Raw genomic sequence first — 24,275 nt, 5'->3', positions numbered from 1 at the left:
GAGGTCGGCCGATGTCAGCCATGATTCCGTCTTCGGCAGGACGGGTGCATGTCGCGGCGTCCGGGCGTGTCGAAACGCCGGTCGTCGTGCTCAGCTCCGGTCTCGGCGGGGCGTGGTTCGACTGGGACCGGACGGTGCGGCTGCTGGAGCCGCACGCCAGGGTGGTCGTGTTCGACCGGCCGGGTCTGGGCATGAGCGGACCGGCGCGGCGCGGACCGTCGCTGGCCCGTGAGGTGGCGGTGCTGGACGCCGTGCTGCGCGGGGTCCCGAAGGCGGTCCTGATCGGGCACTCGATGGCATCGATGCACGTCGAGGCCTACGCGCGGCTGCGACCGCACCGGGTCGACGGGGTCGTGCTGCTCGACCCGGACACCGAGACGCCGGGCGCCGGCGCCCCGTTCGACGTGCCGGCGGTGGTCGCGCAGGGCATGCGGGCGTTCGGCAGCCGCTGGCTCGGCGCCCGCGTCACGCGCCGGTTCGGGCACTCGTTCCGCAACCTGCTGACCGCGGTCTCCACGCTCGGCGTGACCGATCCCGCCCCCGCCGACCTGGTCGAGCTCGTCTACCGGCGGCCCGGCGTCGGGCGGGCCGCGCTGTGGGAGCTCGCGTCGTACCCCGGCCAGGTGGCGACGCTCGAACGGCTGCGGGCGCGCCGGCCGTTCCCCCGCGTGCCGTTCCTGGTGCTCACGGCCGGTCGCAAGATCTGGCCGGAACACCGCTCGTTGGCCGCTCTCGTGCCGTGGGGACGCAACGTGTCGGTGCCTGGCAGCAGGCACATGATCCAGATGGATCGGCCGGACGCCGTGGTGATGGCCGTGCGCGAGGTGCTCAGGGGGCTGCCCGAATCGGTGCAGTGACGCACACCCCCTGTGAGGCCCGCCGCATCCCCTGCCGGTTCCTCACCAACGGTGCCACTCTGGTGGTCGGCAACCGTGCACCAAGCGCCCGGGGACCCACGTACGTGGGCCTCGAGGAAAGGAACGGTCGACGATGACCACTGCCGAAGTTTCCGCGCCCTACGGCTCCGGAGCGGGCCAGAAGCCCCCCGCCAAGCGCGTCCGCGTGCACCACCTGCGGGAGATGAAGGAACGCGGCGAAGCGTGGCCGATGCTCACCTCCTACGACACCTTCACCGCCTCGATCTTCGACGAGGCCGGCATCCCCGTCCTGCTCGTCGGTGACTCGGCGTCGAACACCGTCTACGGGCACGACTCCTCGCTGCCGGTCACGGTGGACGAGCTCGTGCCGCTGGTCCGCGCGGTGACCCGGTCGGTCAAGCGCTCCCTCGTCGTCGCCGACCTGCCGTTCGGCTCCTACCAGGTGTCGGTGGAGCAGGCCGTGGCGACGGCCGTCCGGTTCATGAAGGAAGGCCAGGCGCACGCGGTCAAGCTGGAGGGCGGCGCCTACTTCGCGCCGCACATCCGCGCGATCACCGCCGCGGGCATCCCGGTCATGGCGCACATCGGCTTCACCCCGCAGTCCGAGCACCAGCTCGGCGGCTACCGCGTGCAGGGACGCCACGAGAACCACGACGTCGTGCTGCAGGACGCGCTGGCGGTGCAGGAGGCGGGCGCGTTCGCGGTCGTGCTGGAGATGGTGACCGCCGAGGTCGCGAAGCAGATCACGCACGACCTCGTCATCCCGACCGTCGGCATCGGCGCCGGTCCGGACACCGACGCCCAGGTGCTGGTGTGGCAGGACATGATGGGCCTGAACCGCGGCCGGGCACCCCGGTTCGTCAAGCGCTACGCCGACATCGGCAACGTCATGTTCGGCGCGGCGAGGGAGTTCGCCGACGAGGTGCGCGGCCAGCAGTTCCCCGGCCCCGAGCACACCTTCCACTGATCGCGCGTCAGCGGGTCCAGACCTCCGGGTCCGGGCCCGCCGGCACGATCCCGGTCGGGTTGATGCCGTGGTGCGTCACGTAGTAGTGGCGCTTGATGTGGTCCCAGTTCACCGTGCCACCGAACCGCGCGTAGAGCCGTTTCGCGTACGCCCACAGGTTCGGCATCTCGGTCAGCTTGGTGCGGTTGCACTTGAAGTGGCCGTGGTAGACGGCGTCGAACCGCACGAGCGTGGTCCACAGCCGGATGTCGACCTCCGTCAGCTGCTCGCCGACGAGGAACTCGTGCTCGCCGAGGTGGGCCTCGATGCGGTCGAGCTCGGCGAACAGGTTCCCGTACGCCTCCTCGTAGGCCTCCTGCGACGTGGCGAAACCGGCCTTGTAGACGCCGTTGTTGACGTTGTGGAAGATCGGCTCGATCCAGGCGTCGATCTCCTCGCGCAGGTGCTCCGGGTAGAGCGTGCTCTCCGGGCGCCACCGGAGGCTGAGGTCCAGGGTGAGCTGCGGGTAGTCGTTGGTGACGACCTCGCCGGTGGTGGTGTCGACGAGCGCCGGGACGGTGACGCGGCCCTCGTAGTGCGCGTCGGCCCGGTCGTAGGCCTGTTGGAGGAAGTCGATGCCGAGGACGGGGTCCGTCTCGGGGAAGCGCCAGCCGCGTTCGTCCCGGATCGGGTCGACGACCGCCAGCGAGATGTCGTCCTCGAGGTCCAGCAGCTCGCGGACGATGACCGCGCGGTGCGCCCACGGGCAGGCGAGGCTGACCACGAGCCGGTAGCGGCCGGGTTCGGGCTCCGGACGTGCGGTGAAGCGGTTGGCCTGGCGGACGAACGCGCCGGTGGCCGACGTCTCCTTCGTGAACTGAGCCATGTGCTCGACGATAGGCCCATGTACCCCGAGATCGAGCCTCACGCGTCCGGCCACCTCGACACCGGCGACGGCAACCTCGTGTTCTGGGAGGAGTGCGGCAACCCCGACGGCAAGCCCGTGGTGTTCCTGCACGGCGGCCCCGGCGGCGGCTGCTCGCCGTCGCACCGCCGCCTGTTCGACCCGGCCGCCTACCGGATCGTCCTGTTCGACCAGCGGGGCTGCGGACGGTCGCGGCCGCACGCCTCCACGACGGACGACCTGTCGCTGAACACGACCTGGCACCTCGTCGAGGACATGGAACGGCTGCGGTCGTCGCTGGGCATCGAACGCTGGCAGGTGTTCGGCGGCTCGTGGGGCTCGACGCTCGCGCTGGCGTACGCGGAGAAGCACCCGGACCGCGTCACCGAACTGGTGCTGCGCGGCATCTTCACGCTGCGCAAGTCCGAAGTGGACTGGTACTACCGCGGTGGCACGGCTGCGCTCTTCCCAGACCTGTTCGAGAAGTTCATGGCGCCGCTGGAGGGCATGTCCGGTGACCCGGTCGAGCTGTACGCGAAGCTGCTGGCCGACCCCGACCCGGAGGTGCACGGACCGGCGGCGGTCGCGTGGAGCACGTGGGAGGGCGCGACGGTGACGTTGCTGCCGCGGCCCGAGCTGGTGGCGGAGTTCGCGGTGCCGGAGTACGCGCTGGCGTTCGCGCGGATCGAGAACCACTACTTCGTCAACGGCGGCTGGTTCGAGGAAGGGCAGCTCATCCGGGACGCCGGGAGGCTGAAGGACATCCCCGGCGTGATCGTGCAGGGCCGCTACGACGTCGCGACGCCCGCGGTGTCGGCGTGGGACCTGCACAAGGCCTGGCCGGCCTCGGAACTGGTGATCGTGCCGGACGCCGGGCACGCCTACGACGAGCCCGGCGTCCTAGCCGCACTGCTGGCGGCGACGGACAAGTTCCGCGACTAGCGCAGGCCGACCCACTTCGCACTGGACGTGGTGCAGGTCGCGACCGTCACCGTCGACGTGAGGCACTTGCCGGTGCCCACGTTGCGGAGCTGGAACGCCGACCCGCTCGGCACCCGGCGCCACCGCTGGCCGGCGCCGGAGCCGCACGCCTGCCCGAGCACGTCCCCCGCGCTGGTGGCGGAGAGGCACTGGCCGGTGGCGATGTTGTGCGGCCAGTCGACCCCGTCGCTGATCGGCACGATCCACCGCTGCGGGTCGGACACCTCGTTGCAGGGCCGCAGCACCACGTTCGACCCGGTGTCGGCGAGGCACGACGTGGTGCCGGCGAGCTGGTAGACGACCACCGGCTCGGCGTGGGCCGGCAGTGCGGTGAGAGCGGTGACGGCGGCGGCTGTCGCGATGATCGCGGCTGTTTTCCCCATGGGCGAGGATCCTGGCAGCGCGCCCGGCCCCGCGAATCCCCCTGGGGTTGATCAACCCTGGCCGTAGTCGAGCGCCTTGCCCAGGCTCTCCCGCGCCTCCACCAGCGACGGCCCGTACCAGGTCAGGTGCCTGCCGTTGACCAGCGCGTACGGCAGCCCTGGAAAGCTCTCCGGCCCGTCCTCGTGCGTGAACAGGTACGGCTCGTCGGGCAGCACCACGAGATCGGGCCGCCGGTCGTTGATCTCCTGCAACCCGGGACGCGGATACCGCTCCTCGTCGGTCGCGTAGACGTTCTCGATCCCCAGCCGCCGCAACACGTCCGTGGCGAAGGTGTCCCGCCCGACCACCACCCACGGCCGCCGCCACACCGGCACGACCGCCGTGAGCGTCGCCGGCCTGGTCTCCCGCCACAGCTCCTCGGCCCGCACCAGCCACTCCGGCTCGAGGTCCCAGGCCAGCCCGAACAACCGCCGCAACGACTTCAACGCCATCGGCACGCTCACGGGCGCCTCGGTGACCCACACCCGAACCCCGTCGGCCCGCAGCCGGTCGACGTCCTCTGCCCGGTTCTCCTCGGAGTTCGCGATGACGAGATCCGGCGCCAACGCCAGCACCTTCGCCACGTCCGGGTACTTCGACCCACCGACCCGAGCAACGTCCAATCCGGACGGATGCGTGCAGTAGTCCGTGGCCCCCACCAAGGACTCGGGCACGCTGACCGCGACGGCCTCGGTGATGGACGGCACCAGACTGACCACCCGCCGAGGCCGGTCCAGCGGCACCGGCTCACCGAGGTCGTCGACGGGAAGCATCAGACCCCCGTGATCTTGAGCCCGGCGTGCGCCTTGTACCGCCGGTTGATCGCGATCAGGTTGGCCGTGAACGCCTCGACCTGATGAGCGTTCCGCAACCGCCCGCCGTAAACCCCGCGGAACCCGGGCACCAGCTCGGCCAGCGCGCGCACGGTGTCCGTCGCCTCGCGGTCGTCCCCCAGCACCAGCACGTCCATGTCCACTTCGGACACACTCAGGTCGGCCAGCAACACCGCCGACACGTGGTGGAACGCCGCCGTGACCCGCGACTCCGGCAACAACAGCTCAGCCTGCTGAGCCGCACTGCCCTCGGCCACCGGCAACGCGAACGGCCCCTGCTTGTCGAAACCGAGCGGGTTCACGCAGTCGATGACGATCTTCCCGGCCAACTGGTCCCGCAGGGAGGCCAGCAGGTCACCGTGCCCGTCCCACGGCACGGCCACGAGCACGATGTCGGAGTCGGCAGCGCAGTCGGCGTTGGAAGCCCCCCGCACGTCACCACCGGCAACGTCCGCGATCTCCTTGGCCGCCAACTCGGCACGTTCGGCACTGCGCGAACCGATGACGACCTTGACACCGGCCGCACCCCAGCGAATGGCAAGCCCCTTGCCCTGCGCTCCAGTACCACCCAGGACACCGACGGTGAGGTCACGAATCTCAGTCACCCCTGCATCTTCACACGAAGACCGGGACCCGGACGGCCCAACGTGACCTTGGGCTCGCACGCGAAGCCGAAGGCGAGCCAGCGAAGGCGAAGCCGAGCACTTCGCTTTGAGCCAAGAGCGCCCGCGGTGGGGTGCCCGTCACGAGTCGCACCACAGCTCTCGCTGCACCTGGAGGGGGATGTCAAACGGCCACGCTTTTCGGCCGTTTGACATCCCCCTCCAGGTGTGGCCAGCTCCTGGTGCGACTCGTGACGGGCACCCCACCGCAACGCAACCAAACTATGAAACCGGCAGCCGCCCAGCACAAACAGGCGTGCCATCAACCCGCCGAGGGCGCGGTAGCCCCCGATCAGATTGCCGGGGGTTCGGGGGCAGAGCCCCTGAGGGGAAGCACGCACCGCAACCTCCCCGCCCGCAACTGGGGAACGCCACGCACCAGGGGAACGCAACACAACAGGGAAACGCCAAGCACCAGGCCACCCCCTAAACAGCCGCGAACCGAACCCGCCGCTCCCCAGGATCAGCCTCCACCAACCGAACCCGAACCCTCTCCCCCTCAGGCAACCGCTTCCCAGCACACTTGGCCAACACCGGAGGCGAAGCAACAAAAATCTCAGCCTCGTCCTCCCCGGCCCGCATCACGACAGCGTCGAACTCCTGCCCCACCTGCCCAGCCAGCACCCAAGCCTCAACGAGGTCCAGAGCCGCCCGATCCACCTTGGAAGCCAAGGAATCCGACGCCCCCATCAACGACGGGAGCTGCGGCAACGCCTCCACCAACCACGACGGCAGCTCCTGACCAGCCGTAACGGCCAGGCACACCTCGGTGGCGAACCGGTCCACCAACCGCCGCAAGGGCGCGGTCACGTGCGTGTACGGAGCAGCAACGCCGGCATGGGTGGTGACCTCGGGAACCGACCCGGAAAACGCCGTGTACCCAGCCCCGCGCAACAACCGAGTCGCATCGGAGAACAACGCCAACGCCTCAGGCGTGGAAGCATCCAGTCCGGCCAAAAAAGCCCCAGGCGACACGCCAGCAGGCCACGGCACCCGCAGGGCCGCGGCGGACTTCCGCAGCGCAGCCACCGCATCAGCGTCCGGATCAGGCAGCGTCCGCAAGATCCCGACCCGAGCCTCGATCATGATCGAAGCGGCGGCCATCCCGGTCATCAGCGAGATCTCGGCGTTCCAGGCATCAACCTCGGCCCGAGGCCGGATGACGAGCTGCCACCCGTCCCCATCAGCCTCGATCTCCTGCTCGGGCAGCTGCAGCTCGATGGCCCCGCGCTCACGCGCATAAGCACGCCGAAGAGGCCCGAACTCGGCCAGAGCAGCAACAGAAGGATGCGGCGTACCTGCGTCGAACGACGCCTGGACCGTCGCGTAGTCGAACTGGGCCGTGGACCGCACCAGCGCCCGCCGCACCTCGACAGACGTCGGGATGCCGTCGGCACCGCAGGTGAAGGTCCACAGCACCGCGGGCCGCACCACCCCCGGCAACAACGACGCCGCACCCTCGGACAACACGGGAGGGTGCAACGGCACGTTGCCGTCCGGCAGGTAGATGGTCTGCCCACGCCGCCGGACCTCGGCATCCAGCGCCCCACCGGGCGTCACGAACAACCCGAGATCGGCGATCGCGTAGTGCACGACGAACCCGTCACCGGACCGCAGGACGCACAACGCCTGGTCCAGATCCCGGGCCCCTGGCGGGTCGATCGTCACCAACGGCAGTGAGGTGAAGTCGGCGCGGTCTCCCAGGGAACGGGAGACCGCCGCCTCGGCCTCCGCCTGCACGTCGGCGGGAAACGCCGACGGCAGGCCGAACTCGGTCCGGATGCCGTCGAATGCGAGGTCAGCACGACCAGTGCGGATCACCAAAGCCACCCGCACACCCTAAGACGTCAGGCGTCCCCACCGCGGTACTGGCGGTCGGCCTCGTCGGCCGCACGGGTCCGCTCCCGCGCGATCTCCAGCGCACGGGCCGCGGTCGCCTCGTCCGGGTAGGGCCCCATCCGGTCGGGCCCCTTGCAGCCCTTGCCCTGCTCCACCGCCTGGTGGGTCAGGCAGTAGTACCACCCGCTCGAGTCACTCATCTGCGTTCGCCTCCCAATGGCGCCGGGAATCCCCTCGGCGGCGTTGACTGGTTGGCGTTGGCGTACTCCGACGGGATCGGATCCAAACACGACACCAGCACCGTGCGGTCCTCGGCGTTCTCGATCTTACGACCGGAACGGTCCCGGTAGACCAGTGATCCGTCGGAGTCGATCTCCATGATCGCGCCCACCTCGGCGAGCTGTTCCTCGTCGAGGTCGGCGAGCTTCTCGTACCGCGAGGGCACCACGCGGTAGATCGGCCACTTCAGGTGGCCGTAGGTGCGGTGGAACTCCGCCATCAGGTGCGTGAGGTGCTGCTGCCACGGCAGCGGCATCGACTCGGCCAACGCGCGTGGGATCACCACGTAGTCGGACGAGACACCGGGAGCGCCGGCCGCCACGTAGTCACGCACCGGTGTGCTCGACGCGGGTGGTCCGGAAGGCCTCGGGATGGGGTCGTGGTTGAACATGCAGCGCCTCCCCGCGATCTACACGCCCGGCCGGACGGCCAGCGGCATCAACTCGTAATAGTCCCAGTTGATCTTGCTGATCTTCACCACGTCACCCGTTTGTGGCGCGTGGATGTACTCGTCGCCACCGAGGTACATGGCCACGTGGTGCACGGTGCGCGGGTTGGACGTGTCGGTCGCCCAGAAGATCAGGTCACCCGCCTGGGCCTCGCGCACCGGGAGGTGGGCGCCGCCCTGCTCGTACTGGTCGTTCGCCACCCGCGGGATCTTCACGCCGGCCGCGCCGAACGCCTTCACGAGGATGCCGGAGCAGTCCCACGCGTCCGGGCCGTTGCCGCCCCACAGGTACGGCTCGCCCAGCTGCTCCTTGGTGAACTGGATGGCGACGCCCGCCGCGTTCGAGGCCAGCAGGAACTGACCGGCGCCCGCGCCGCAGCCCGCCGGGTCGGCGATCTGCCCGAGCTCGCCGAGCAGGAACGCCGCCATGGCCTCCCAGTTGTGGTACCGGTCGGGGAACGCCGAGCGCTCCACCGCCTGTGCCGAGTCACCGGGGCGTTTGTTCTCCCAGTCCGGCACCTTGAGCAGCACGTCGTAGAACTTGTTGATCGCGTAGGTTGGGTCGATGACCTGCGCGTCCGTGCCCCAGCCCATCGACGGCCGCATCTGGAAGATGCCGAGCGAGTCGCGGTCGCCGTAGTCGAGCGGGCGCAGGCCGGACTCGGTCATGCCGGCCTGGATCGCGACCTGCCACGCGAGCGGCGGCAGCTTGCGCTCCTGGCCGATGGAGATGATGCGCCCGACGATGTTGCGCTGCTCGTCGTTGAGCCTCGACGCGTCGTGGCGGCCCTTGTCGCCGCCACCCGCGTCCCACGGCCCGATGGCCGCGTTGCAGCTCATCCTGGCGAAGGCGGCGTTGAGCGCCGGGTTCGTGGAGTCGCTGACCACCTGCGTGACGCCCGATGCGGCGATAGCGATCACGACGATCGTGAAGAGCGCACCCACCACCAGCACCACGCGCACGGGTCAGCCCTCCTTCGAGTAGCTGTTCACACGCCACTTGCCGTCCGGCGCCTTCACCGTGGTGATGCGCACCTTGCCGAGACTCGTGGTGGTGATGAAGTCGACCGACGACGTCGTCGAGCTGATGGCCGTGACCTTCTGGAACGAGGTCGGGACGTTGCGCGGGTCGACGGTCGCCATCTGCGCGAGGAACTCGGGCGTGGTCCACGGCTCGAGCTGCTTGAGCCACTTGTCCACGTCGTTGTTCGTCGGCGGCTTGACCCAGTTCTCCACCCAGTTCTCGGCGGTGAGCTGCGCGTCGGCTGCGGGCGGTGCCGCCTTCGCGGAGTTGGACGGCGCCGGCTCCTTCGTCGGCAGCGAGGTGCTGCTGGCCGGCAGCTGGCCCACCTGCGTGCCCTGCGCCGACGTCGAGGGCGGAGCGGCCGTGTTCTGGCCGGACGGCGTGCGGTCGAGCAGCCTCGGGATGATCACGCCGAGCGCGACGACCACCACCACGAAGATGATGATCGAGGCGGCCAGGTGCCGCGGGGAGCGCAGCGGCCAGCCCCACAGCCTGCGGTAGACCGCGGCACGGCCGCGGTTGGTGCGGATGGGCATCTACGCTCCTCTCACCCGTTGTCCCGTACTTCGAAGCCGCGCGACGGCCGGTAGATCACGTGCACCGGGCGGCCCGCCACCACTTCCGTCTCGGCCCTGCGGGGTTCCTGCGCCGGCACGTAGGTGTTCGCGCCGGTGGACCGCGACGGCACGAGCACCGAGTCGTCGACCCGGTCCCACTGCCGGTCGGTGACCGTCGGGGTGTCCACGACCCGCGACCGGGCGGCGGGCAGCGCCGCCGGACCCGACCGCGCGGGCAGAGCACCGGACTGCACGCCGGAGGAGTCGCCCCCGCTGACGATCTGGCTCGGCTGGGAGTCGCGGTCGAGCCGTTGTGCCGTCGCCATGACCGGGCTGGACGCCTCCGGGCGCACCCGGCCGCGACCGCGCTGCGGCACCTCGTCGCCCGCCTCGTTCTCGCGCACCGACTCCCAGAACTCGTCCTGCGGCGTCGGGCCCGCCTGCTTCTTGCGGCCGAGCATCTTCGACCAGACGCCCCCGCTCATCGGCAGGACGTTGCTCGCGGAGCCGACCGACATCTCGACCATCTGCCACATGCGGCGCAGCGGTTTGCCGATGACGAAGCAGACCAATGTCAGCATCAGGCCCAGCAACGTCCTGGTGAGCAGCGAGAGCCCGGTCGCGTTGAAGATCGCCTGCAGCAGCAACGCGTGGACGCCCGCGAGGACCGCGAGCACCAGCACGTTGAACACCGTCACGGCGGCCGCGCGCGCGACCTTGCGCAGCAGGTCGTGGTGGATCAGCGCGACGAGACCGATGAGCGGTCCGGCGAGGGTCAGGATGCGCAGCAGCAGCTGGGCCAGCAGCACCGCGGCCTTCGCGAACAGCTGGAACAGCGAGAACGCGATGGACTGCAGCAGCGCGAGGAACCCCGCGCCGGTGCGGCTGCCGTCGGTGCCGTCGAAGTAGCCCTTGGACGTGCCGAGCTGGGCCTCGAGAGCCCGCCACTCGGCCTTCTTGGCCTCCAGCGCCGCCTGGTCGGCGTCCTTGTGCTCGGCGATCTCGGTCGTCGTCCACGCCTGCGCCTTGAGGATGCGCGGGCCGAACTCGGCGGCCTGCGGTGCCTCCGGCGTGCCGAACGCGCCGCGCAGCCAGCTCTGGTAGACGACGGCGTCGTGCAGCTTCGTCGGCAGGACGTGCAGCGTGCCCTGCTCCTCCGGCGCCTCGATGAACCCGGCCTGGATCTCCGAGGTCTTGGAGACCAGCGTGTTGTCGAGGAGGTTGTAGAACTGCGGCAGCGCCAGCGTCGACGTGGCGAGCCACATCGCGGCCAGCGCCCAGAGCCCGCGTCTGGAGATAGTCGCGAAGTCGCCGGTCCAGATCTGGCGGAACATCAGGATCGCGAGCAGCAACGCCACCAAGCCGAACCAGCGCAGGTAGACGTTGTCGTAGACCTTCTGCACGCCGTTCTTCACGGCATCGTCCAGCGGGACCAGCAGACCGCGGCCCATCACCGTGTAGTGCAGCGCGTTCGTGGCGCCGACGATGTTCTTGCCGATGCTGAAGAGCTGGTTGCCCGCCAGCGTGTCGAACGTGGCGCCGGCGTCGGGCAGCGCGGCGCACTTGGAGTTGAAGTTGTGCCAGACCATGCCGGCGTAGCCGTACTCGAGGTACGGCGAACCGGGCAGGCCGTTGCCGACGGGCGGGTCGAGCGCGCCGACCATGCCCGCGCCGGGCCGCTCCGGGTTGGGCGGGTCACCGCACGTTTGCGCGTGGGCCATCGGGGCGCCCATGACCACCTGCAACGCCAGGATCGCGGCGACGACGCCGATCCTCTTGCCGCGCGCGGACACGCGCAGCGCGAACCGCCGCCTCGCCCAGAGCAAGGCGGCGATCGCGAGCACGATGGTCAGCGTCGTCATGCGCCGCCGCCCCGGTGGCGGTTGGTGCCGTCACCGTGGCCCACGAGATGGGCCTCTTCTTCCTCTGTGAGTCCGAGCTCCATGTCCGCCGCCAGTTCGTCGTCGATCTCGTCGGGCACGTAGGCGGGCGGCTGGGGAGCCGCGGCGTCGTCCTCGGGCTTCACGAGCTCGCCGCCACCGCTGTCGCGCTTGGCGTCGGGCGTCGTGTCGAGGGCGTTGCGCAGGTGTTCGAGGTGCGGGCCGCTGAAGTCGATGCGGATGCGCTCCACACCGCCGGCCCCGTCGCCGAAGATGAACTGGCGGGGCGCGCGGTCGCGTTCGGTGGCGTTGCGCTCACCGCCGGGGCGGCGCCCGAGCGACGCGATGACCTGCTCGTACCCGGCGCTGACCGGCACCTTGAGCAGCCGCAGCGCGTCCGCCTGCGCCTGGTCGTCGTCGAGCCTGCCGACGAAGACCGAGTCGAGCAGCGCGACGAAGCCCTGGATCTTCAGGAAGTCCGCCGGGATCTGCGACGACAGCAGCACGCGGACGTTCCACTTGCGGGAGTCGCGGGCGAAGCGGTTCATCAGCACGCGACCGGTCGGGACCTCGGAGAGGAAGAACGCCTCGTCGATCCAGACGCCCTTGCGCTGGTCCTTCGGTTTCTCGTAGATCGAGCGCTGGGTGAGCCAGGCGGCGAGGTTCAGCATCTCGACGCCGAGCGACTCCGCGTCCGTCCAGTGCTCGCGGCCGACGCCGTCCTTGGGCAGGTTCAGGCCCGCCATGGTGAGGACGGTGAGGCGGTCGTCGCGCACCTCGTTGTACGGGTCGTGGTTCTCCTCGGGGATCAGCAACGACATGCGCTCGCGCATCTCGTCGAGGAAGTCGGCCACGACGACGGCGTGCTCGTGGTGCTCGGACGCGTCCCGGCGCAGCGCCTCGAAGACGAGACCGGGGTGGGCGTCGAAGCGGCCACCGACCGTGCGGACCGCGCGCAGCAGCACGATGCGCGTCTGCGGGAGACGCGCGACCTCGAACGGCAGCAGACCCGTGAGGACGTCCAGCACGAGACGACGACGGGTCGCCGCCGCCAGTGCCTTCTCGCGGCGCCAGGCCCGTTCGGGGTCGTCCTCGTCGAGGAAGTGCTCGATCATCGGCTCGGCGACCACCCGGTACGGGTTGAGGATGCCGGGCTGGGCGTTGAGCAGGTTGATCGGGCGCGCGTACGGCCGCAGCTCGGGCAGTTCGCACAGCGCGGACAGCGGGCCGGACGGGTCGAGCAGCGTCCAGTGCGCGCCGGCCCGCAGGGTCTTGTAGACCATGCCGCCGCCGAGGAACGACTTGCCGGCACCCAGACCCGCGACCATCGCCGTCAGGCCGGAGGCGTCGCGGAGCTCCTGCGCCATCCACGGGTCCCACGCGACCGGGCGGCGGGTGGCCGTGACGGTCTCGCCGAGCAGGATGCCGCGGCGGTCACCGACCTCGGCCGTCGCCGTCGGGACGGCGCTCGCGGCCCACAGCACGCTGCCGCGCCGCAGGTAGGCACCGCTCGACAGCGGTTCGCCGGGGATGAACTCGCGGGCGATCGCGTACTGGGCCTCGGGGTGCTCGATCGCGACCTTCGGCTTGTACAGCTCCAGCAACGACTGCGCGAGGCGCAAAGCCTCGCGCTCGGTCGGTCCGGAGACGGCGAGCCGCCACCACGAGCGCACCCGGGTGCCGAGCGCGGTGAAGCCCGACGTCATCTCGTCGTCGATCTCCAGCACCCGGCCGGCCTGGCGGGCCAGCGACTGCGGCGGCTCGAGCTCGTGCTCGTCGGTGTAGTGGCGGACCTGCGAGCGGACCTTGCTCATCTGCCGCGACAGCTCGCCCGAGACCTCTTCCGGCTTGCGCACGTAGATGCGGGCGGACCACTCGACGGACGCCGGGAGCCGGTCGGCGCGCTGCACCCACGGGTCGTCGACCTCGGGGATCTGCAGGCCGTGCATCAGCCCGACGGTGAGCACCGCGACGTGCCGCTTGATGCCCGCGTTGGAGCCGGTGCGGCCGCGCACGGTCACCGTCGGCGAGTAGGGCTCCTGGTGGAAGTCCGCCGCGTCGGTGAAGCTCGCGAGGTCCTCCGGTTCCCACGCGGCACCGGGCACGGCGGGCATGTTGCGCGGCGCGGGCAGGCCCAGCGAGCACGACCGGTGCATCAGCCAGGACATCTCCTCGGCCGTCGCGGGACGGCCTTCGAGACCCGCGGACCCGATGACCTGGTCGAGGTGCTCGACCTCGGAGTCGAGCGCGACCAGCTCGGCGTCGACGGCGTCGGGGAAGACCTTGCGCAGCACGGGGGCCGCGCGTTCGACGGCGCGGTCCATCATGTTGCGGGTCTGCACCTGGACGCCCAGGTAGACCTCTTTCTCGGCCATCGAGCGGCCCATCAGCTGCTGCTGCTCGCCGACCATGTAGTCGTCGAACGACAGCGTGCCGGGGGTGTCCGGCAGGCGCTTGACGGCGTTGTGCACGTGCGCCTCGGCCCACATGCGGATCGGGTACGGCCGCGTGGTGACGCGCAGGTGCATCCAGCGGCCCTGCAGCTCGGCGTACTGGCCCGCGATGGCGGCGATCAGGTCCTGGCGTTGCGAGTCGCTGCGGAACGACCAGCGCTGCGGCGCGAGCCGGTACCAGGCGTAGACCTCCTGGCCGGTGCGCAGCAGGTGACCGTCGATGCTGCGGGCCGCGATCGACGGTGTGTAGCTCGGCACGGCCTGCTCGCCGGGCAGGCGACGGCCGCGCTGCGAGTACGCCGCCCGTTCGCGCTCACGCGGGTCGGCGGCGGCGTGCTGGGCGATGTGCTGAGCGGAGCGACGATCACGGTCTCCCCGGCGTCCGAACACCGCGAACCTCCTTCTTACGGCTGGCTGACGTCCGGCGGGGCTGCGCCTGCTGTCTCGCCCGTTGTTTCTTGCTCAACTTGGGACGAGGCCGCTGCGGACTGACCCGGATCCGGGCGGCGCTGGCCGCTCCACCGGTGCTTGCCGTGCGCTCTCGAGGTGCGGTGAGCTCGCGGACCCACATCGACATGACGGCCGTGAGGGGCCGCTCATGGCTGATCCGCTGGGTGATGAAGCGCGTGAGGATGATCGTCGCGACGAGGGCCCACGCGGTCGAGAAGAACCCGAACCCGACGCCCATCTGCCGTTCGATCGTGAGCACGACGAGGAAAACGACGATCCCGACGCCCCACGCGACGTATCGCGCGCGCCAGGGGAAAGTCGCTTTGGGCGGGCCGAGCCAGACGGCGTCGACCCGGTAGACCTCGTCGTCGGTGCGAACCCGCACGTGTCAGCCTCCGACGAACAAGCCGGCGAGCCACTTGCCGATGTTCGACCCCGCGTCTGTCGTGACGGCGAGGCCGATGATGGCCAGTGCGACGATCACGCCACCGAGGCGGCGCATGACGCCCGCGTTGTCGCCCTTGCCACCGCCCAGCCAGAGCAGCAGAAGCGCGACGGTCAGCAGGAGCAGCGGGACGATGTTGCCCAGGATCCAGTCGCGGACATTGCTTGTGCCCGGTACCTGCGGCTGCTGCTGAGCGAGTGTCACCAGGTCCATGGCGGTCATTTGGTACTCCAGAGTGCGCTCGGGCTTGCGCTACGAGTAGAACACGAGTTCGTCACTGCGTGTGGGGCTCTTGGTGCGGGCTGTAGATCATCTGGCCGTTCCCCCTGCGGGAAATTACGTCTAATCTGGCCGACACATCATCACCGAGGAGAGGTCGGCGGGGAACACCCCGCTCAAGATTCTCTCCGTCGCCGACGAGGTTCACCCGACTGCGAACGCCCTGGTCACCCACAGTGCGTGCATTCTAAACCCGCGCACGTGTCCACCCATGTGAACGTGCTGATCGGCCGGTTCGCGACCCCGGCGGGTGTGCGGCCCGGAGCCACGACTCCGAGGAGATTCGCCCATGCTCGAACCTGACCTCGTGCCGGACGGAAGTGTGGACGGAATCACAGCCTCCTCTGGTGCTCCAGGCGTAGCGGAGCCTACCGGGCAGAGCACCCAATCCCGGCGCCGGGTCCAGCGGACGATCAACTTCGACAGGTCGGTGCTCGAACGCGCCCGTGCGGCGGCCACCTACCTGGCGTCCTACGAGCCGCAGGCGGGGGTCCGGTCGCTCGCGGACATCGTCAACCCGGCCGTGCTGGCCTACGTGACGGAGCTCGAGGAGCTGTACAACGCCGGGGAGCCGTTCCGTCCGGTCCTGCGGATGCCGTCGGGGCGACCCGCCAACCGCTAGACCCGGTTCCAGTGCTTGACCAGCTGGGTCAGGTACAGCACCAGCAGGCCGACGTCCACCACGACGAGCGGCCAGACGACCCAGTCCCCGCTCGCGATGGCCAGCGGGAAGGCGACCAGTGCCGGTGCGATCGCGATCAGGACCAGCGGCAGGTGGTACGGCACCATCCGGCGGCGGAACCGGACCTTGGTGTCGCGCATGCCGATGTGCCACCCGGCCCCGTCGCCGCGGACCTTCGACAGCGGTTGGTCGAACGTCGCGCGCAGGTACTCCGACACGCCCTTGATCTGGTTGCTGTGGAAGAGGACCACGATGCCCAGCAGCAGCGAGACCAGCGGCGAGACGAGCAGCAGCGGTCCGCTCCTGCGGTCGACCCCGAAACCCAGGACCGCGGAGCTGACGGTCACCGAGCAGACCACCAGGGACGTCCGGTGGTCCATCTTCTTGAGGATCTCGTCCCGCAGCGTCTTGTACTCGGCGAGGGCGAGCTCGGCGGCGAACTTCGGGTCGCTCGTGACCGACGGGGTCTCGGCCGTCTCTGAGGTCTCCACCCGACCACACAACCGGTTCGGCGTTCTCGCGACAAGCGCCGAGCCCCCGGCGAGCGCGGACGCCGGGGGCTCAGCAGGTCGTTCGGGTGGTGCGGGCCGTGCAACTGCGGTCAGGACAGGCCGGTGATCCTCCAGAGCCAGCCGGTGTTGGCGTAGTCGGGGCTGACCGAGCCCTTGCCCCAGAAGTAGTCGTCGTAGCTGCCGTACTGCCCGGTCGACGGCACGTAGACACCCGCGGTCGCCCAGCGCACGGAGGCGGGCTGCGTGTCGATGCTGGCCTGCGCCCACGCGTCGCGGACCTTCATCGGGTTGTTCCACCACAGGAACGGCGAGCGCCACATGTAGTGGCCGAACTTCTCACCGTGGTTGGTCGAGTTGTAGCTGACCGTGGTGAAGCTGTTGATCTGGTGCAGGCCCTGGAAGGCCTGGTTCCAGCGCTGCGCCCACGTCTGGCCGCCGGTGACGTCCTCGAGGATCAGGCAGGTGAAGAGGCTCATCCACTCGACGTCGTTCTGGCCCCAGCGCGCCTCGGTGTTGGCGAGGTGGGTGTCGTTGTGGTTGGAGCAGCCGGTGAAGTAGAAGCCGGTGCCGGAGCCGTGGCCCTGCCAGTAGGTGAGGTCGACGTTGTCGGCCCAGTTGGTGTCGTCACCGCCGGCGAACGCCGGGTCCTTGAAGTCGCTCTCCCACGCGTTGCCGTCGAGCCACTTGAACTGGCGGGCGATGCCGTGGCCGCTCGCCTCGGAGTTGAAGCTGTTGACGTTGGTGACGGTGTTGGGCAGGCCCGCGCAGTTGCCCGTGCCCTCGCTGCCGACCTGGGTGCCGGCGGACTGGATCTTGAACTTGCCCGCCGCGTCGGGGCGCGGTTCCTGTCCAGGACCCGGCTGCGGCAGCTCGGCGCCGACCGCGGCGGGCAGGGTGATGGCCTGCGGCGCGCTGCCGTCGTCGGCGCGGCCCGTGCAGCTGAACGACGGCTCGACCTTGTCGGCCTTGGCCTCCAGCGCGGCGGCGACGTAGACGTAGCTCGCCTCCGCCTTCACGTTGCCGCCCAGGTACTTCTGGCACAGCTTCGCGCCGTACGCCAGGTCGTTGACCTTGACCGTGCCGATCTTGTCGTAGGTGCTCGCGGCGTGGCTGACGGCCGTGACGCCCTGCGCGTCGAACGAGACGCGGATGTTCGCGCCCTCGCCCTCCAGCGGGATGCCGCCGAGCTGGAACGTGTACGAGACGCTCGTGTCGAGGTTGGCCTTGAGCGCCGTGCGGCCGTTGGGGTCGGACAGCTCGAACGTCGTGTACTGCGAGGTGGGGGTGGCGTTGTCCGGCAGGACGCCGGCCGCCCTCAGGCCTTCCTGGGCGCGCTTGGCGGCCTCGTCGGTCGAGATGGTCTTGATCCGCTTCAGGGCCGCGGTGTCGAGGCCCGTCTGCGTGGTGGGGTTGCCGTCCTCGTCCGGCTCGCCCTGTCCCTTGTCGACGGTCGGCAGGTGCTGAAAGCGCTGCTCGTCCGCGAAGGACACGACGCCGGCCTCGGATCTCTGGACGTCCTTGAGGCCGAACGCTCTTTGCAGCCGCTGGGCCTGTTCCTGGTCGAGGCCCGAGCTCTTCACCCCGTAGACGGGGAGCTCGGTGGCGTCGGCGGTCGCGACCCCGGCGGCGCCGGCGGTGATGAGGCTGGACAGGGCCAGCACCACCGTCAACTTGCGTTGCTGCATGTCTCTTCCCTCCCTTGGGGACGGCCGGCTGCAGGGGCCGACCGTCTGCCAGGAGGATTTGTCGTGGGACGCGGTGATACCGAGAGTGGACAGTTGACCTTCGCGCTCCACTCGAACGGCCGAAATTCTGTAACGCTCTTGGGCTACAGGGTGACCTAGAGGCGGACACCTGGGTATTTGATGCCCGCGCCGGTGTTCAGCACGACCACCTCGTCCTCCGCGTCGAGCCATCCGGTCTCGCGGAGGGCGCGGACGGCGCTGATCGTGGCGGCGCCTTCCGGGCACAGGAACACGCCTTCGAGCCGTGCCGCTTCCTCGCGGTCCTGTGCGATCTGTTCGTCCGTGACGGCGACTGCGGTGCCGCCGGTCTCCGCGATGGCGCGCAGGATGATGAAGTCCCCCAGCGGTTTCGGGACGTTGATGCCGAACGCGCTCGTGTAGGCGTCGTCCCAGAACCGCGACTCCGGCGCTTTCTCCTCGAACGCCCGCACGATCGGCGCGCAGCCGGTGGACTGCACGGCGACCAGGCGCGGCAGCTTCCCGTCGATCCAGCCGAGCTCGCGCATCTCCTGGAGTGCCTTGTGGATGCCGATCAGCCCGACCCCGCCGCCGGTCGGGTAGATGATCACGTCGGGGACGCGCCACCCGAGCTGTTCGACGATCTCGTAGCCCATCGTCTTCTTGCCCTCGATGCGGTAGGGCTCGCGCAGCGTGGAGGCGTCGAAGAGGTCCACGTCCGCGAGGGCCTTGCCGGCGTCGGCGATGGTGCCCGGCACGATCCGCAGCTCGGCGCCGCTCGCCCGGACCTCCTCGCGGGTGATCAGCGGGGCGTCCTCGGGCATGGCGATGACGCTCGTCAGCCCCGCGCGGGCGGCGTAGAGGGCCCAGGCCGCGCCCGCGTTGCCGTTGGTCGGCATCTTGATCCCCTTGATGCCCAGCTCCCTGGCCCTGGCGACGCCGACCGCGGCGCCGCGGGCCTTGAACGAGCCGGTCGGGATGAGCGACTCGTCCTTCATGAGGATCCTGGCGTCGAGCGCCCTGCTCAGTGCGTTCAGGGGGATCAGCGGCGTCATGCCCTCGCCGAGGCTGAACGCGGGGTCGGGGTCGCGGACGGGCAGGACGTCGCGGTAGCGCCAGAGGCTGTTCTCGTCCGTGGGCCGGCCGGCCTTCGTGAGGTCGTAGCGGGCGAGCAGCGGCGAGGCGCACTCGTGGCAGAGGTTCTGGACGGCGTTGGCGTCGTGTTCGCGGCCGCAACGGGCGCATTCCAGATGGGAGAGCATGCCTCCATGCATACAGGCGGATGAGCCGGCATGTAAGCCGGATCCTGTTCGTGGGAACGAGTCCCACTCGGCGGCCATCCATCTGGGCCTGCCGTCGCCGGCAGGCTCTAGCGGCCTACCCGCGAGCATCGGGCGGGCAGCCCTCGAACGCTCGCGCAGGCGCTTTCGCGCCCTCTTGGCCTTGCTCCGGGTGGGGTTTACCTAGCCGCCCCAGTCACCTGGGGCGCTGGTGGTCTCTTACACCACCGTTTCACCCTTACCCCGGCTCGCGCCGAGGCGGTCTGTTCTCTGTGGCACTGTCCCGAGGGTCGCCCCTGGTTGCCGTTAACAACCACCCTGCCCTGTGGAGTCCGGACTTTCCTCGACGGTCACCCGCCGCGGCCGCCCTGCCGACTCATCCGCGCCCCGAGGATATCCCAGCGTCTGGACGTGGTTGTCCACCGGTGCGCACGTTGGTTGACTTCAGCCATGACACGACGTCGCCACGTCGACTACGGCCGCGTGGCAGCCAGCCTGTGTTGCCTCCGCTGAGTGCGTTGTCCCCTTCCGCGACCTCAGGGAGTGCCCCATGTCCGACCTGCTGATCATCTCCGGCGCGCCGTCCCACTCCGCGCCGACGGGCGTAGTCGTGTCGCACGTGGCCGAGGTGCTCCGGGCGGCCGGGCACCACGTGACGTTGCTGGACGTGCGCGCGCTGCCGACGTTGTCCCTGCTCACCGAGGACCTGCGCGACCCGGAGATCGCCGCCGCGGTGTCGGCCGTGCTGTCCGCGGACGGCGTGGTCGTCGCGTCCCCCGTCTACCGCGCGGCCTACAGCGGCCTCGTGAAGGCACTGCTCGACCTGCTGCCGAAGAAGGCCCTGCGCGGCCGCGCCGTCCTGCCGCTGGCGACGGGCGGCAGCCAGGGCTTCCTGGTGGCGATGGACTACGCCCTGCACCCGCTGCTGGCGGCGAAGGGCGCGGACCAGGTGGTGCGCGGCGAGTTCGTGCTGGACCAGAACGTGGGTTCGGCCTCGGCAGTCCTCGACGCCGCGGCCGAGCGTCTGATGCTCGCCCTGACGCCGCGCCTGAGGAAGGTCAGCTGAGGTGTGAGGTGTCGTTGACGAGCTTCACCGACGCGTGCCCGTCGGGGTAGAACTCGGCGATCGACACGCCCGTCAGGTCGAGGTGCATCCGGAACAGGAACTGCGGCCCGACGTCGAGTGCCTGGCGCAGCAGGGTCTTGATCGGCGTGACGTGGCTGACGACGACCACCGTGCTGCCGCCGTACTTGGCGATGATCTCCGCCCGAGCCTTCCTGATGCGGTTGTGGACCTCGTCGAAGCTCTCACCGTTCGGCGGCCTGACGCTGGTGTCGCCCAGCCACCTCCGGTGGACCTCGGGATCCTGCTGCGCCGCTTCCGCGAACGTCAGCCCTTCCCACGTGCCGAAGTCGGTCTCGATGAGCCCCTGGTGGGTGACGACGTCCGTGCCGATCTCGTCGGCGAGCTTCTGCGCGGTCTGAGCAGCCCTCTTGAGCGGTGAGGAGATGATGGCGGTGATGCCGTCCACCTTGGACAGACGCGCGGCCGCCTTCTCCGCCTGCTCGAGCCCGAGCGCCGTCAGCTCGTGGTCCCCGCGCCCGGAGTACCGGCGCTCGACGGACAGCGCGGTCTGCCCGTGCCGGAGCAGGATCAGCCGCGTCGGGTCCCCGGTCGCGCCGCTCCAGTGCGGCTGCTTCTCCCCCTCCGCCTTGACCGCCGCCGGCTTCTTCTCGCCGTCCATGGCCTCGTTCGCCAGCCGGTCGGCGTGCTTGTTGCGCTCGCGCGGAATCCACTCGTACGTGATGCGGCCGAACGCCTCGGCCAGTTCCCGCGCCTCCTGGGCCAGCGGCTGCATCGAGGGGTGCTTGATCTTCCAGCGCCCGCTCATCTGCTCGACGACGAGCTTGGAGTCCATCCGCACCTCGACCGACTCGGCCTGGAGCTCTCGGGCGGCCCTGAGCCCGGCGATGAGGCCCTGGTACTCGGCTACGTTGTTGGTGGCGACGCCGATGGCCCCCTTGCGCTCGGCCAGCGTCTCGCCACTGGCCTTGTCCCGGACGACCGCGCCGTAACCAGCAGGTCCGGGGTTGCCCCGCGACCCGCCGTCGGCCTCGACGATGACCTTCACGGGCCGATCGTAACCCCGCGTTCGGGGGCCTCTCCGGGGGCTGTATCCTGTTCACATCAGTCTGGGTGGCGGAATGGCAGACGCGCTAGCTTGAGGTGCTAGTCCCCGAAAGGGGGTGGGGGTTCAAGTCCCCCCTCGGACACCAGTGTTATTCACCCCGTGTGGTTGATGGAGACATCAACCACACGGGGTTTTTGCTGTCACGCCCGATGTGAGCCCGCCACAGCGGCGTCTTCCTCGCTTCCGAGATCAACCGGCCCGTACACGGCCTGCAGCGATCCCGTCAGATAAGCCCAGTACCGGTCGCCGTACGACCAGTGCCACCACGCGCTCGGGTAGTTGACCAGTCCGGCGCCGCGCAACGCTTGTGCGAGAACGGCTCGGTGGTGGCGCGCTGTGGCGTCGATCGCGAGATCCTCGGTGTGCGAACGCTTCGTCGTGGTGTCGTGCACCGCGGTGCCCAGGTCGAGCTCGATCTCGTCCACTGTGCACAGACTCAGGTCCACCGCGGCTCCCGCCACGTGCGGTGCCACCTCCGGTGGGGAGCTGCGCATGCTCGCCGTCCGGCGCAGCACGTGTTCCGCGGCCTGCGGTGAGCGTGCGTACGACTCCGCGACGGCCGACTCGAACGACGCGATCTGCAGCGCCTGCGGGCGGTAGCCCTCGACGATCAGCAACCGCAACTCCGACGGCAGCAACGTTTGTGCGATGACCAGGCGGTCCACGACACCGATCCGCAGCTGCGCGTACAGCCCCTCCGCGTCGGCAAGCCTGTCGTCGAGCCGAAGGGCGGCAACGGTGCGCAGGTCCACCAGGGGCTCGCCGAGCTCGCGCACCGGGATCGCCGCCACCGCGGGATCCGACAGCCACACCATCTCCGACACCTCGTCTCCTGGTTCACCGTTCTCAGCACGCGCTCGCACGACGGTGCATGTGCGTCCTGGATTTTTTCTTTAACGCGCTGTACGTCCATCCGGACGCGGCCGGCGCGACCGGTGACAGGCTTCTGGCGGCACAACGCCCTGTGCACGCCTGCTGGTCTGCGGTTAAAGGTTTCGTGGACCGTCTTGAAACCCCTCCTGGCGAATGTTGCATCCATCACCGGCCGGACACACCGACCGGAACCCGCACCAGAGCCGAGGAGAACCCCGTGTTCCGCTCCCAAGTCAGCCAAACCGGCACCGAGTCCCAGTCCGCCCGCACCGGCCTGCGCAAGACCGCCCGCACCGTGGTGTCCGCGGCGCTCGCCGTGATGGCCGGCTCCCTCCTGTTGGTGCCGTCCGCCAGCGCCGCCCCGTCCAGAGACCGCATCGTCGACGTCGCCACCGCCGAGCTCGGCGGCTCGGCCTGCTCGCCCGGCTACAACAACAGCTGCGGCATGGCGTGGTGCGCGGAGTTCGCCCGCTGGGTGTGGAAGAAGGGCGGCGTCACGGACCTCGGAGGCCTCGACGGCTGGGCGCAGTCGTTCAAGTCCTACGGCAAGGACAACGGGACCTACCATTCACGGTCGAGCGGCTACACGCCGCAACCAGGTGACGCCATCGTGTTCGACTGGGACCACAGCTCGGGCGACGACCACCCGATCGACCACGTGGCCATCGTGACCAGCGCGTCCTCCACCCGCGTCAACACCATCGGCGGCAACCAGGGCAACCCGAGCCGGGTCCGGCGGGGCAGCTACCAGCGCTCGAACGGCGACATCGACGGCTACATCTCCCCGGTGGGCATCGGCGACGGTGGCACCCCCACTCCGCCGAAGCCGGTCGTCGACCACAGCGTCACCGGTGACTCGTTCACCGACCTGGTGGGCCGCAAGCCCGACGGCACGCTGTGGATGTACGCCAACAACATCATCCGCGACGACGGCCGGCCGTACCACGACGGCCAGGAGATCGGCCACGGCTGGAACGGCTTCGACATCGTCATGACGGCGGACGTGACCGGCGACGGCTACACGGACGTGCTGGCGCGCAAGCCCGACACCGGCGCGCTGTGGCTGTACACCAACGACGGCAAGAACGACGGCTTCCCCCTCGGCTCCGGGCGCGAGATCGGCCTGGGCTGGAACATGTTCGACAAGATGGTCGCCGCCGACGTGACCGGTGACGGCTTCGCCGAGGTCCTCGGCCGCAAGACCGACGGCTCGCTGTGGCTGTACTCCAACAACATCGTCCGCGACAACGGCAAGCCCTACAGCCAGGGTCAGGACCTCGGCCTCGGCTGGAACATGTTCGACACGCTGATCGCGGCCGACGTGACCGGTGACGGCTTCTCGGAGATGCTGGGCCGCAAGACCGACGGTTCGCTCTGGATGTACGCCAACAACATCCTCCGCGACAACGGCCGCCCCTACAGCCAGGGCGTGGAGATCGGCACCGGCTGGAACATGTTCGACACGATCGTCGGCGCGAACGTGACCGGTGACGCCTACTCCGACCTCGTCGCCCGCAAGCCCGACGGCTCGCTGTGGCAGTACTCCAACAACATCATCCGCGACAACGGCCGCCCCTACAGCCAGGGTGAGAACCTGGGCCTCGGCTGGGACATGTTCAACGTCATCGCGTGACGCGGTTCTCCTCCGAAGGCGGGGGGGGGAGAAGACAAGGGGGAGCCCACGCACGTTCGACGGATCCCACCCACCCCCCGACGTCAACAGAGCCCCCCAAAGAAAAAAAAAAAAAAGCA

24 protein-coding genes, 1 tRNA gene and 1 other RNA gene are annotated in these 24,275 nt (G+C 69.7%); 7 read left to right on the top strand and 19 right to left on the bottom strand.

Going from position 1 to position 24,275, the window contains the following annotated elements:
- Positions 1-11 precede the first annotated feature (11 nt).
- Entirely contained in the window at positions 12-857 is an 846-nt protein-coding gene (locus ACFWV3_RS40325; RefSeq protein WP_382419211.1) for an alpha/beta fold hydrolase, read from the top strand.
- 133 nt (positions 858-990) lie between these two features.
- Positions 991-1,845 carry a 3-methyl-2-oxobutanoate hydroxymethyltransferase gene (panB, locus tag ACFWV3_RS40320; RefSeq protein WP_382419210.1) on the top strand — a complete coding sequence of 285 codons (855 nt, stop codon included), beginning with the start codon at positions 991-993 and terminating at the stop codon, positions 1,843-1,845.
- Between the two features lie 7 nt (positions 1,846-1,852).
- Here the strand turns inward: panB and ACFWV3_RS40315 are convergent, their stop codons facing one another.
- Positions 1,853-2,710: a glutathione S-transferase family protein gene (locus ACFWV3_RS40315; RefSeq protein WP_382419209.1), complete on the bottom strand. Its 858-nt coding sequence runs from the start codon at positions 2,708-2,710 to the stop codon at positions 1,853-1,855.
- Positions 2,711-2,728: 18 nt separating this feature from the next.
- Between ACFWV3_RS40315 and pip the strand changes: the two genes are divergently transcribed.
- Complete coding sequence (pip, locus tag ACFWV3_RS40310; protein WP_382419208.1) at positions 2,729-3,670, top strand: prolyl aminopeptidase; 942 nt, start codon at positions 2,729-2,731, stop codon at positions 3,668-3,670.
- Here the strand turns inward: pip and ACFWV3_RS40305 are convergent.
- From ACFWV3_RS40305 to ACFWV3_RS40250, 12 genes are all read right to left on the bottom strand, one after another.
- On the bottom strand, positions 3,667-4,092 hold the full coding sequence (locus ACFWV3_RS40305; protein WP_382419207.1) for an RICIN domain-containing protein: 426 nt from the start codon (positions 4,090-4,092) through the stop codon (positions 3,667-3,669). The two genes, pip and ACFWV3_RS40305, sit on opposite strands and share 4 nt — an antisense overlap.
- Positions 4,093-4,143: 51 nt before the next feature.
- Positions 4,144-4,905, bottom strand: a complete 762-nt coding sequence (locus ACFWV3_RS40300) for a helical backbone metal receptor (RefSeq protein WP_382419206.1) — start codon at positions 4,903-4,905, stop codon at positions 4,144-4,146.
- Complete coding sequence (gene npdG / locus ACFWV3_RS40295) at positions 4,905-5,570, bottom strand: NADPH-dependent F420 reductase (RefSeq protein ID WP_382419205.1); 666 nt, start codon at positions 5,568-5,570, stop codon at positions 4,905-4,907. The genes ACFWV3_RS40300 and npdG overlap by 1 nt, the downstream gene beginning before the upstream one ends.
- Positions 5,571-6,053: 483 nt before the next feature.
- Positions 6,054-7,448, bottom strand: coding sequence for an RNB domain-containing ribonuclease (locus ACFWV3_RS40290; RefSeq protein WP_382419230.1), 1,395 nt, complete (start codon positions 7,446-7,448; stop codon positions 6,054-6,056).
- 26 nt (positions 7,449-7,474) lie between these two features.
- Positions 7,475-7,666, bottom strand: coding sequence for a hypothetical protein (locus ACFWV3_RS40285; RefSeq protein WP_382419204.1), 192 nt, complete (start codon positions 7,664-7,666; stop codon positions 7,475-7,477).
- Positions 7,663-8,079, bottom strand: coding sequence for a hypothetical protein (locus ACFWV3_RS40280; protein WP_382419203.1), 417 nt, complete (start codon positions 8,077-8,079; stop codon positions 7,663-7,665). Before ACFWV3_RS40280 ends, ACFWV3_RS40285 begins: the two co-directional genes overlap by 4 nt.
- 75 nt (positions 8,080-8,154) lie before the next feature.
- Positions 8,155-9,156 carry a C40 family peptidase gene (locus ACFWV3_RS40275; protein ID WP_382419202.1) on the bottom strand — a complete coding sequence of 334 codons (1,002 nt, stop codon included), beginning with the start codon at positions 9,154-9,156 and terminating at the stop codon, positions 8,155-8,157.
- A gap of 3 nt (positions 9,157-9,159) precedes the next feature.
- A complete protein-coding gene (locus ACFWV3_RS40270) occupies positions 9,160-9,753 on the bottom strand; it encodes a hypothetical protein (RefSeq protein ID WP_382419201.1) in 594 nt (197 codons plus the stop codon).
- An 11-nt stretch (positions 9,754-9,764) separates the two neighbouring features.
- Positions 9,765-11,636 carry a hypothetical protein gene (locus ACFWV3_RS40265; protein WP_382419200.1) on the bottom strand — a complete coding sequence of 624 codons (1,872 nt, stop codon included), beginning with the start codon at positions 11,634-11,636 and terminating at the stop codon, positions 9,765-9,767.
- Positions 11,633-14,497: an ATP-binding protein gene (locus ACFWV3_RS40260; RefSeq protein ID WP_382419199.1), complete on the bottom strand. Its 2,865-nt coding sequence runs from the start codon at positions 14,495-14,497 to the stop codon at positions 11,633-11,635. The genes ACFWV3_RS40265 and ACFWV3_RS40260 overlap by 4 nt, the downstream gene beginning before the upstream one ends.
- Positions 14,472-14,942, bottom strand: a complete 471-nt coding sequence (locus tag ACFWV3_RS40255) for a hypothetical protein (protein WP_382419197.1) — start codon at positions 14,940-14,942, stop codon at positions 14,472-14,474. The genes ACFWV3_RS40260 and ACFWV3_RS40255 overlap by 26 nt, the downstream gene beginning before the upstream one ends.
- 3 nt (positions 14,943-14,945) lie before the next feature.
- A complete protein-coding gene (locus ACFWV3_RS40250; RefSeq protein WP_330855664.1) occupies positions 14,946-15,224 on the bottom strand; it encodes a hypothetical protein in 279 nt (92 codons plus the stop codon).
- Positions 15,225-15,570: 346 nt separating this feature from the next.
- Here ACFWV3_RS40250 and ACFWV3_RS40245 point away from each other — a divergent pair, with 346 nt between their 5' ends.
- Positions 15,571-15,903: a hypothetical protein gene (locus ACFWV3_RS40245; RefSeq protein ID WP_382419196.1), complete on the top strand. Its 333-nt coding sequence runs from the start codon at positions 15,571-15,573 to the stop codon at positions 15,901-15,903.
- On the opposite strand, the gene ACFWV3_RS40240 is transcribed toward ACFWV3_RS40245, so the two are convergent.
- The 4 genes from ACFWV3_RS40240 to rnpB all read right to left on the bottom strand — a co-directional run bounded on the left by ACFWV3_RS40240 (position 15,900) and on the right by rnpB (position 19,837).
- The gene (locus tag ACFWV3_RS40240) at positions 15,900-16,454 is read right to left on the bottom strand and encodes a hypothetical protein (RefSeq protein WP_382419195.1); all 555 of its coding nucleotides are present in this window, start codon (positions 16,452-16,454) and stop codon (positions 15,900-15,902) included. The two genes, ACFWV3_RS40245 and ACFWV3_RS40240, sit on opposite strands and share 4 nt — an antisense overlap.
- A gap of 110 nt (positions 16,455-16,564) precedes the next feature.
- Entirely contained in the window at positions 16,565-18,160 is a 1,596-nt protein-coding gene (locus ACFWV3_RS40235; RefSeq protein ID WP_382419194.1) for a DUF6345 domain-containing protein, read from the bottom strand.
- A gap of 155 nt (positions 18,161-18,315) precedes the next feature.
- A complete protein-coding gene (locus ACFWV3_RS40230; protein ID WP_382419193.1) occupies positions 18,316-19,440 on the bottom strand; it encodes a threonine synthase in 1,125 nt (374 codons plus the stop codon).
- Positions 19,441-19,457: 17 nt separating this feature from the next.
- Positions 19,458-19,837, bottom strand: an RNA gene (gene rnpB, locus ACFWV3_RS40225) — RNase P RNA component class A.
- 171 nt (positions 19,838-20,008) lie between these two features.
- On the opposite strand from rnpB, the gene ACFWV3_RS40220 reads away from it, so the two are divergent.
- Positions 20,009-20,524 (top strand): NAD(P)H-dependent oxidoreductase, encoded by a 516-nt coding sequence (locus ACFWV3_RS40220; protein ID WP_382419192.1) that lies wholly within the window; start codon positions 20,009-20,011, stop codon positions 20,522-20,524.
- Here ACFWV3_RS40220 and ACFWV3_RS40215 read toward each other — a convergent pair.
- On the bottom strand, positions 20,517-21,590 hold the full coding sequence (locus tag ACFWV3_RS40215; protein WP_382419191.1) for a bifunctional RNase H/acid phosphatase: 1,074 nt from the start codon (positions 21,588-21,590) through the stop codon (positions 20,517-20,519). The genes ACFWV3_RS40220 and ACFWV3_RS40215 overlap by 8 nt on opposite strands.
- 59 nt (positions 21,591-21,649) lie before the next feature.
- Between ACFWV3_RS40215 and ACFWV3_RS40210 the strand changes: the two genes are divergently transcribed.
- Positions 21,650-21,735, top strand: a tRNA-Leu gene (locus ACFWV3_RS40210).
- Positions 21,736-21,790: 55 nt separating this feature from the next.
- Here ACFWV3_RS40210 and ACFWV3_RS40205 read toward each other — a convergent pair.
- Positions 21,791-22,465, bottom strand: coding sequence for a M15 family metallopeptidase (locus ACFWV3_RS40205; protein WP_382419229.1), 675 nt, complete (start codon positions 22,463-22,465; stop codon positions 21,791-21,793).
- A gap of 275 nt (positions 22,466-22,740) precedes the next feature.
- On the opposite strand from ACFWV3_RS40205, the gene ACFWV3_RS40200 reads away from it, so the two are divergent.
- Positions 22,741-24,156: an FG-GAP-like repeat-containing protein gene (locus ACFWV3_RS40200; RefSeq protein ID WP_382419190.1), complete on the top strand. Its 1,416-nt coding sequence runs from the start codon at positions 22,741-22,743 to the stop codon at positions 24,154-24,156.
- Positions 24,157-24,275 lie beyond the last annotated feature (119 nt).

This window comes from Lentzea sp. NPDC059081 (genome assembly GCF_042738015.1).
Classification (GTDB): Bacteria; Actinomycetota; Actinomycetes; order Mycobacteriales; family Pseudonocardiaceae; genus Lentzea.
Note: the sequence above shows the minus strand (reverse complement) of the source record. Positions and strands in the feature narration are given on the sequence as shown.

Coding starts and splice junctions, on each gene's coding strand:
- ACFWV3_RS40325 (WP_382419211.1), top strand. CDS start 12: ATGTCAGCCATGATTCCGTCTTCGGCAGGACGGGTGCATGTCGCGGCG.
- panB (WP_382419210.1), top strand. CDS start 991: ATGACCACTGCCGAAGTTTCCGCGCCCTACGGCTCCGGAGCGGGCCAG.
- ACFWV3_RS40315 (WP_382419209.1), bottom strand. CDS start 2,710: ATGGCTCAGTTCACGAAGGAGACGTCGGCCACCGGCGCGTTCGTCCGC.
- pip (WP_382419208.1), top strand. CDS start 2,729: ATGTACCCCGAGATCGAGCCTCACGCGTCCGGCCACCTCGACACCGGC.
- ACFWV3_RS40305 (WP_382419207.1), bottom strand. CDS start 4,092: ATGGGGAAAACAGCCGCGATCATCGCGACAGCCGCCGCCGTCACCGCT.
- ACFWV3_RS40300 (WP_382419206.1), bottom strand. CDS start 4,905: ATGCTTCCCGTCGACGACCTCGGTGAGCCGGTGCCGCTGGACCGGCCT.
- ACFWV3_RS40285 (WP_382419204.1), bottom strand. CDS start 7,666: ATGAGTGACTCGAGCGGGTGGTACTACTGCCTGACCCACCAGGCGGTG.
- ACFWV3_RS40270 (WP_382419201.1), bottom strand. CDS start 9,753: ATGCCCATCCGCACCAACCGCGGCCGTGCCGCGGTCTACCGCAGGCTG.
- ACFWV3_RS40265 (WP_382419200.1), bottom strand. CDS start 11,636: ATGACGACGCTGACCATCGTGCTCGCGATCGCCGCCTTGCTCTGGGCG.
- ACFWV3_RS40250 (WP_330855664.1), bottom strand. CDS start 15,224: ATGACCGCCATGGACCTGGTGACACTCGCTCAGCAGCAGCCGCAGGTA.
- ACFWV3_RS40245 (WP_382419196.1), top strand. CDS start 15,571: ATGCTCGAACCTGACCTCGTGCCGGACGGAAGTGTGGACGGAATCACA.
- ACFWV3_RS40235 (WP_382419194.1), bottom strand. CDS start 18,160: ATGCAGCAACGCAAGTTGACGGTGGTGCTGGCCCTGTCCAGCCTCATC.
- ACFWV3_RS40230 (WP_382419193.1), bottom strand. CDS start 19,440: ATGCTCTCCCATCTGGAATGCGCCCGTTGCGGCCGCGAACACGACGCC.
- ACFWV3_RS40220 (WP_382419192.1), top strand. CDS start 20,009: ATGTCCGACCTGCTGATCATCTCCGGCGCGCCGTCCCACTCCGCGCCG.
- ACFWV3_RS40205 (WP_382419229.1), bottom strand. CDS start 22,465: ATGGTGTGGCTGTCGGATCCCGCGGTGGCGGCGATCCCGGTGCGCGAG.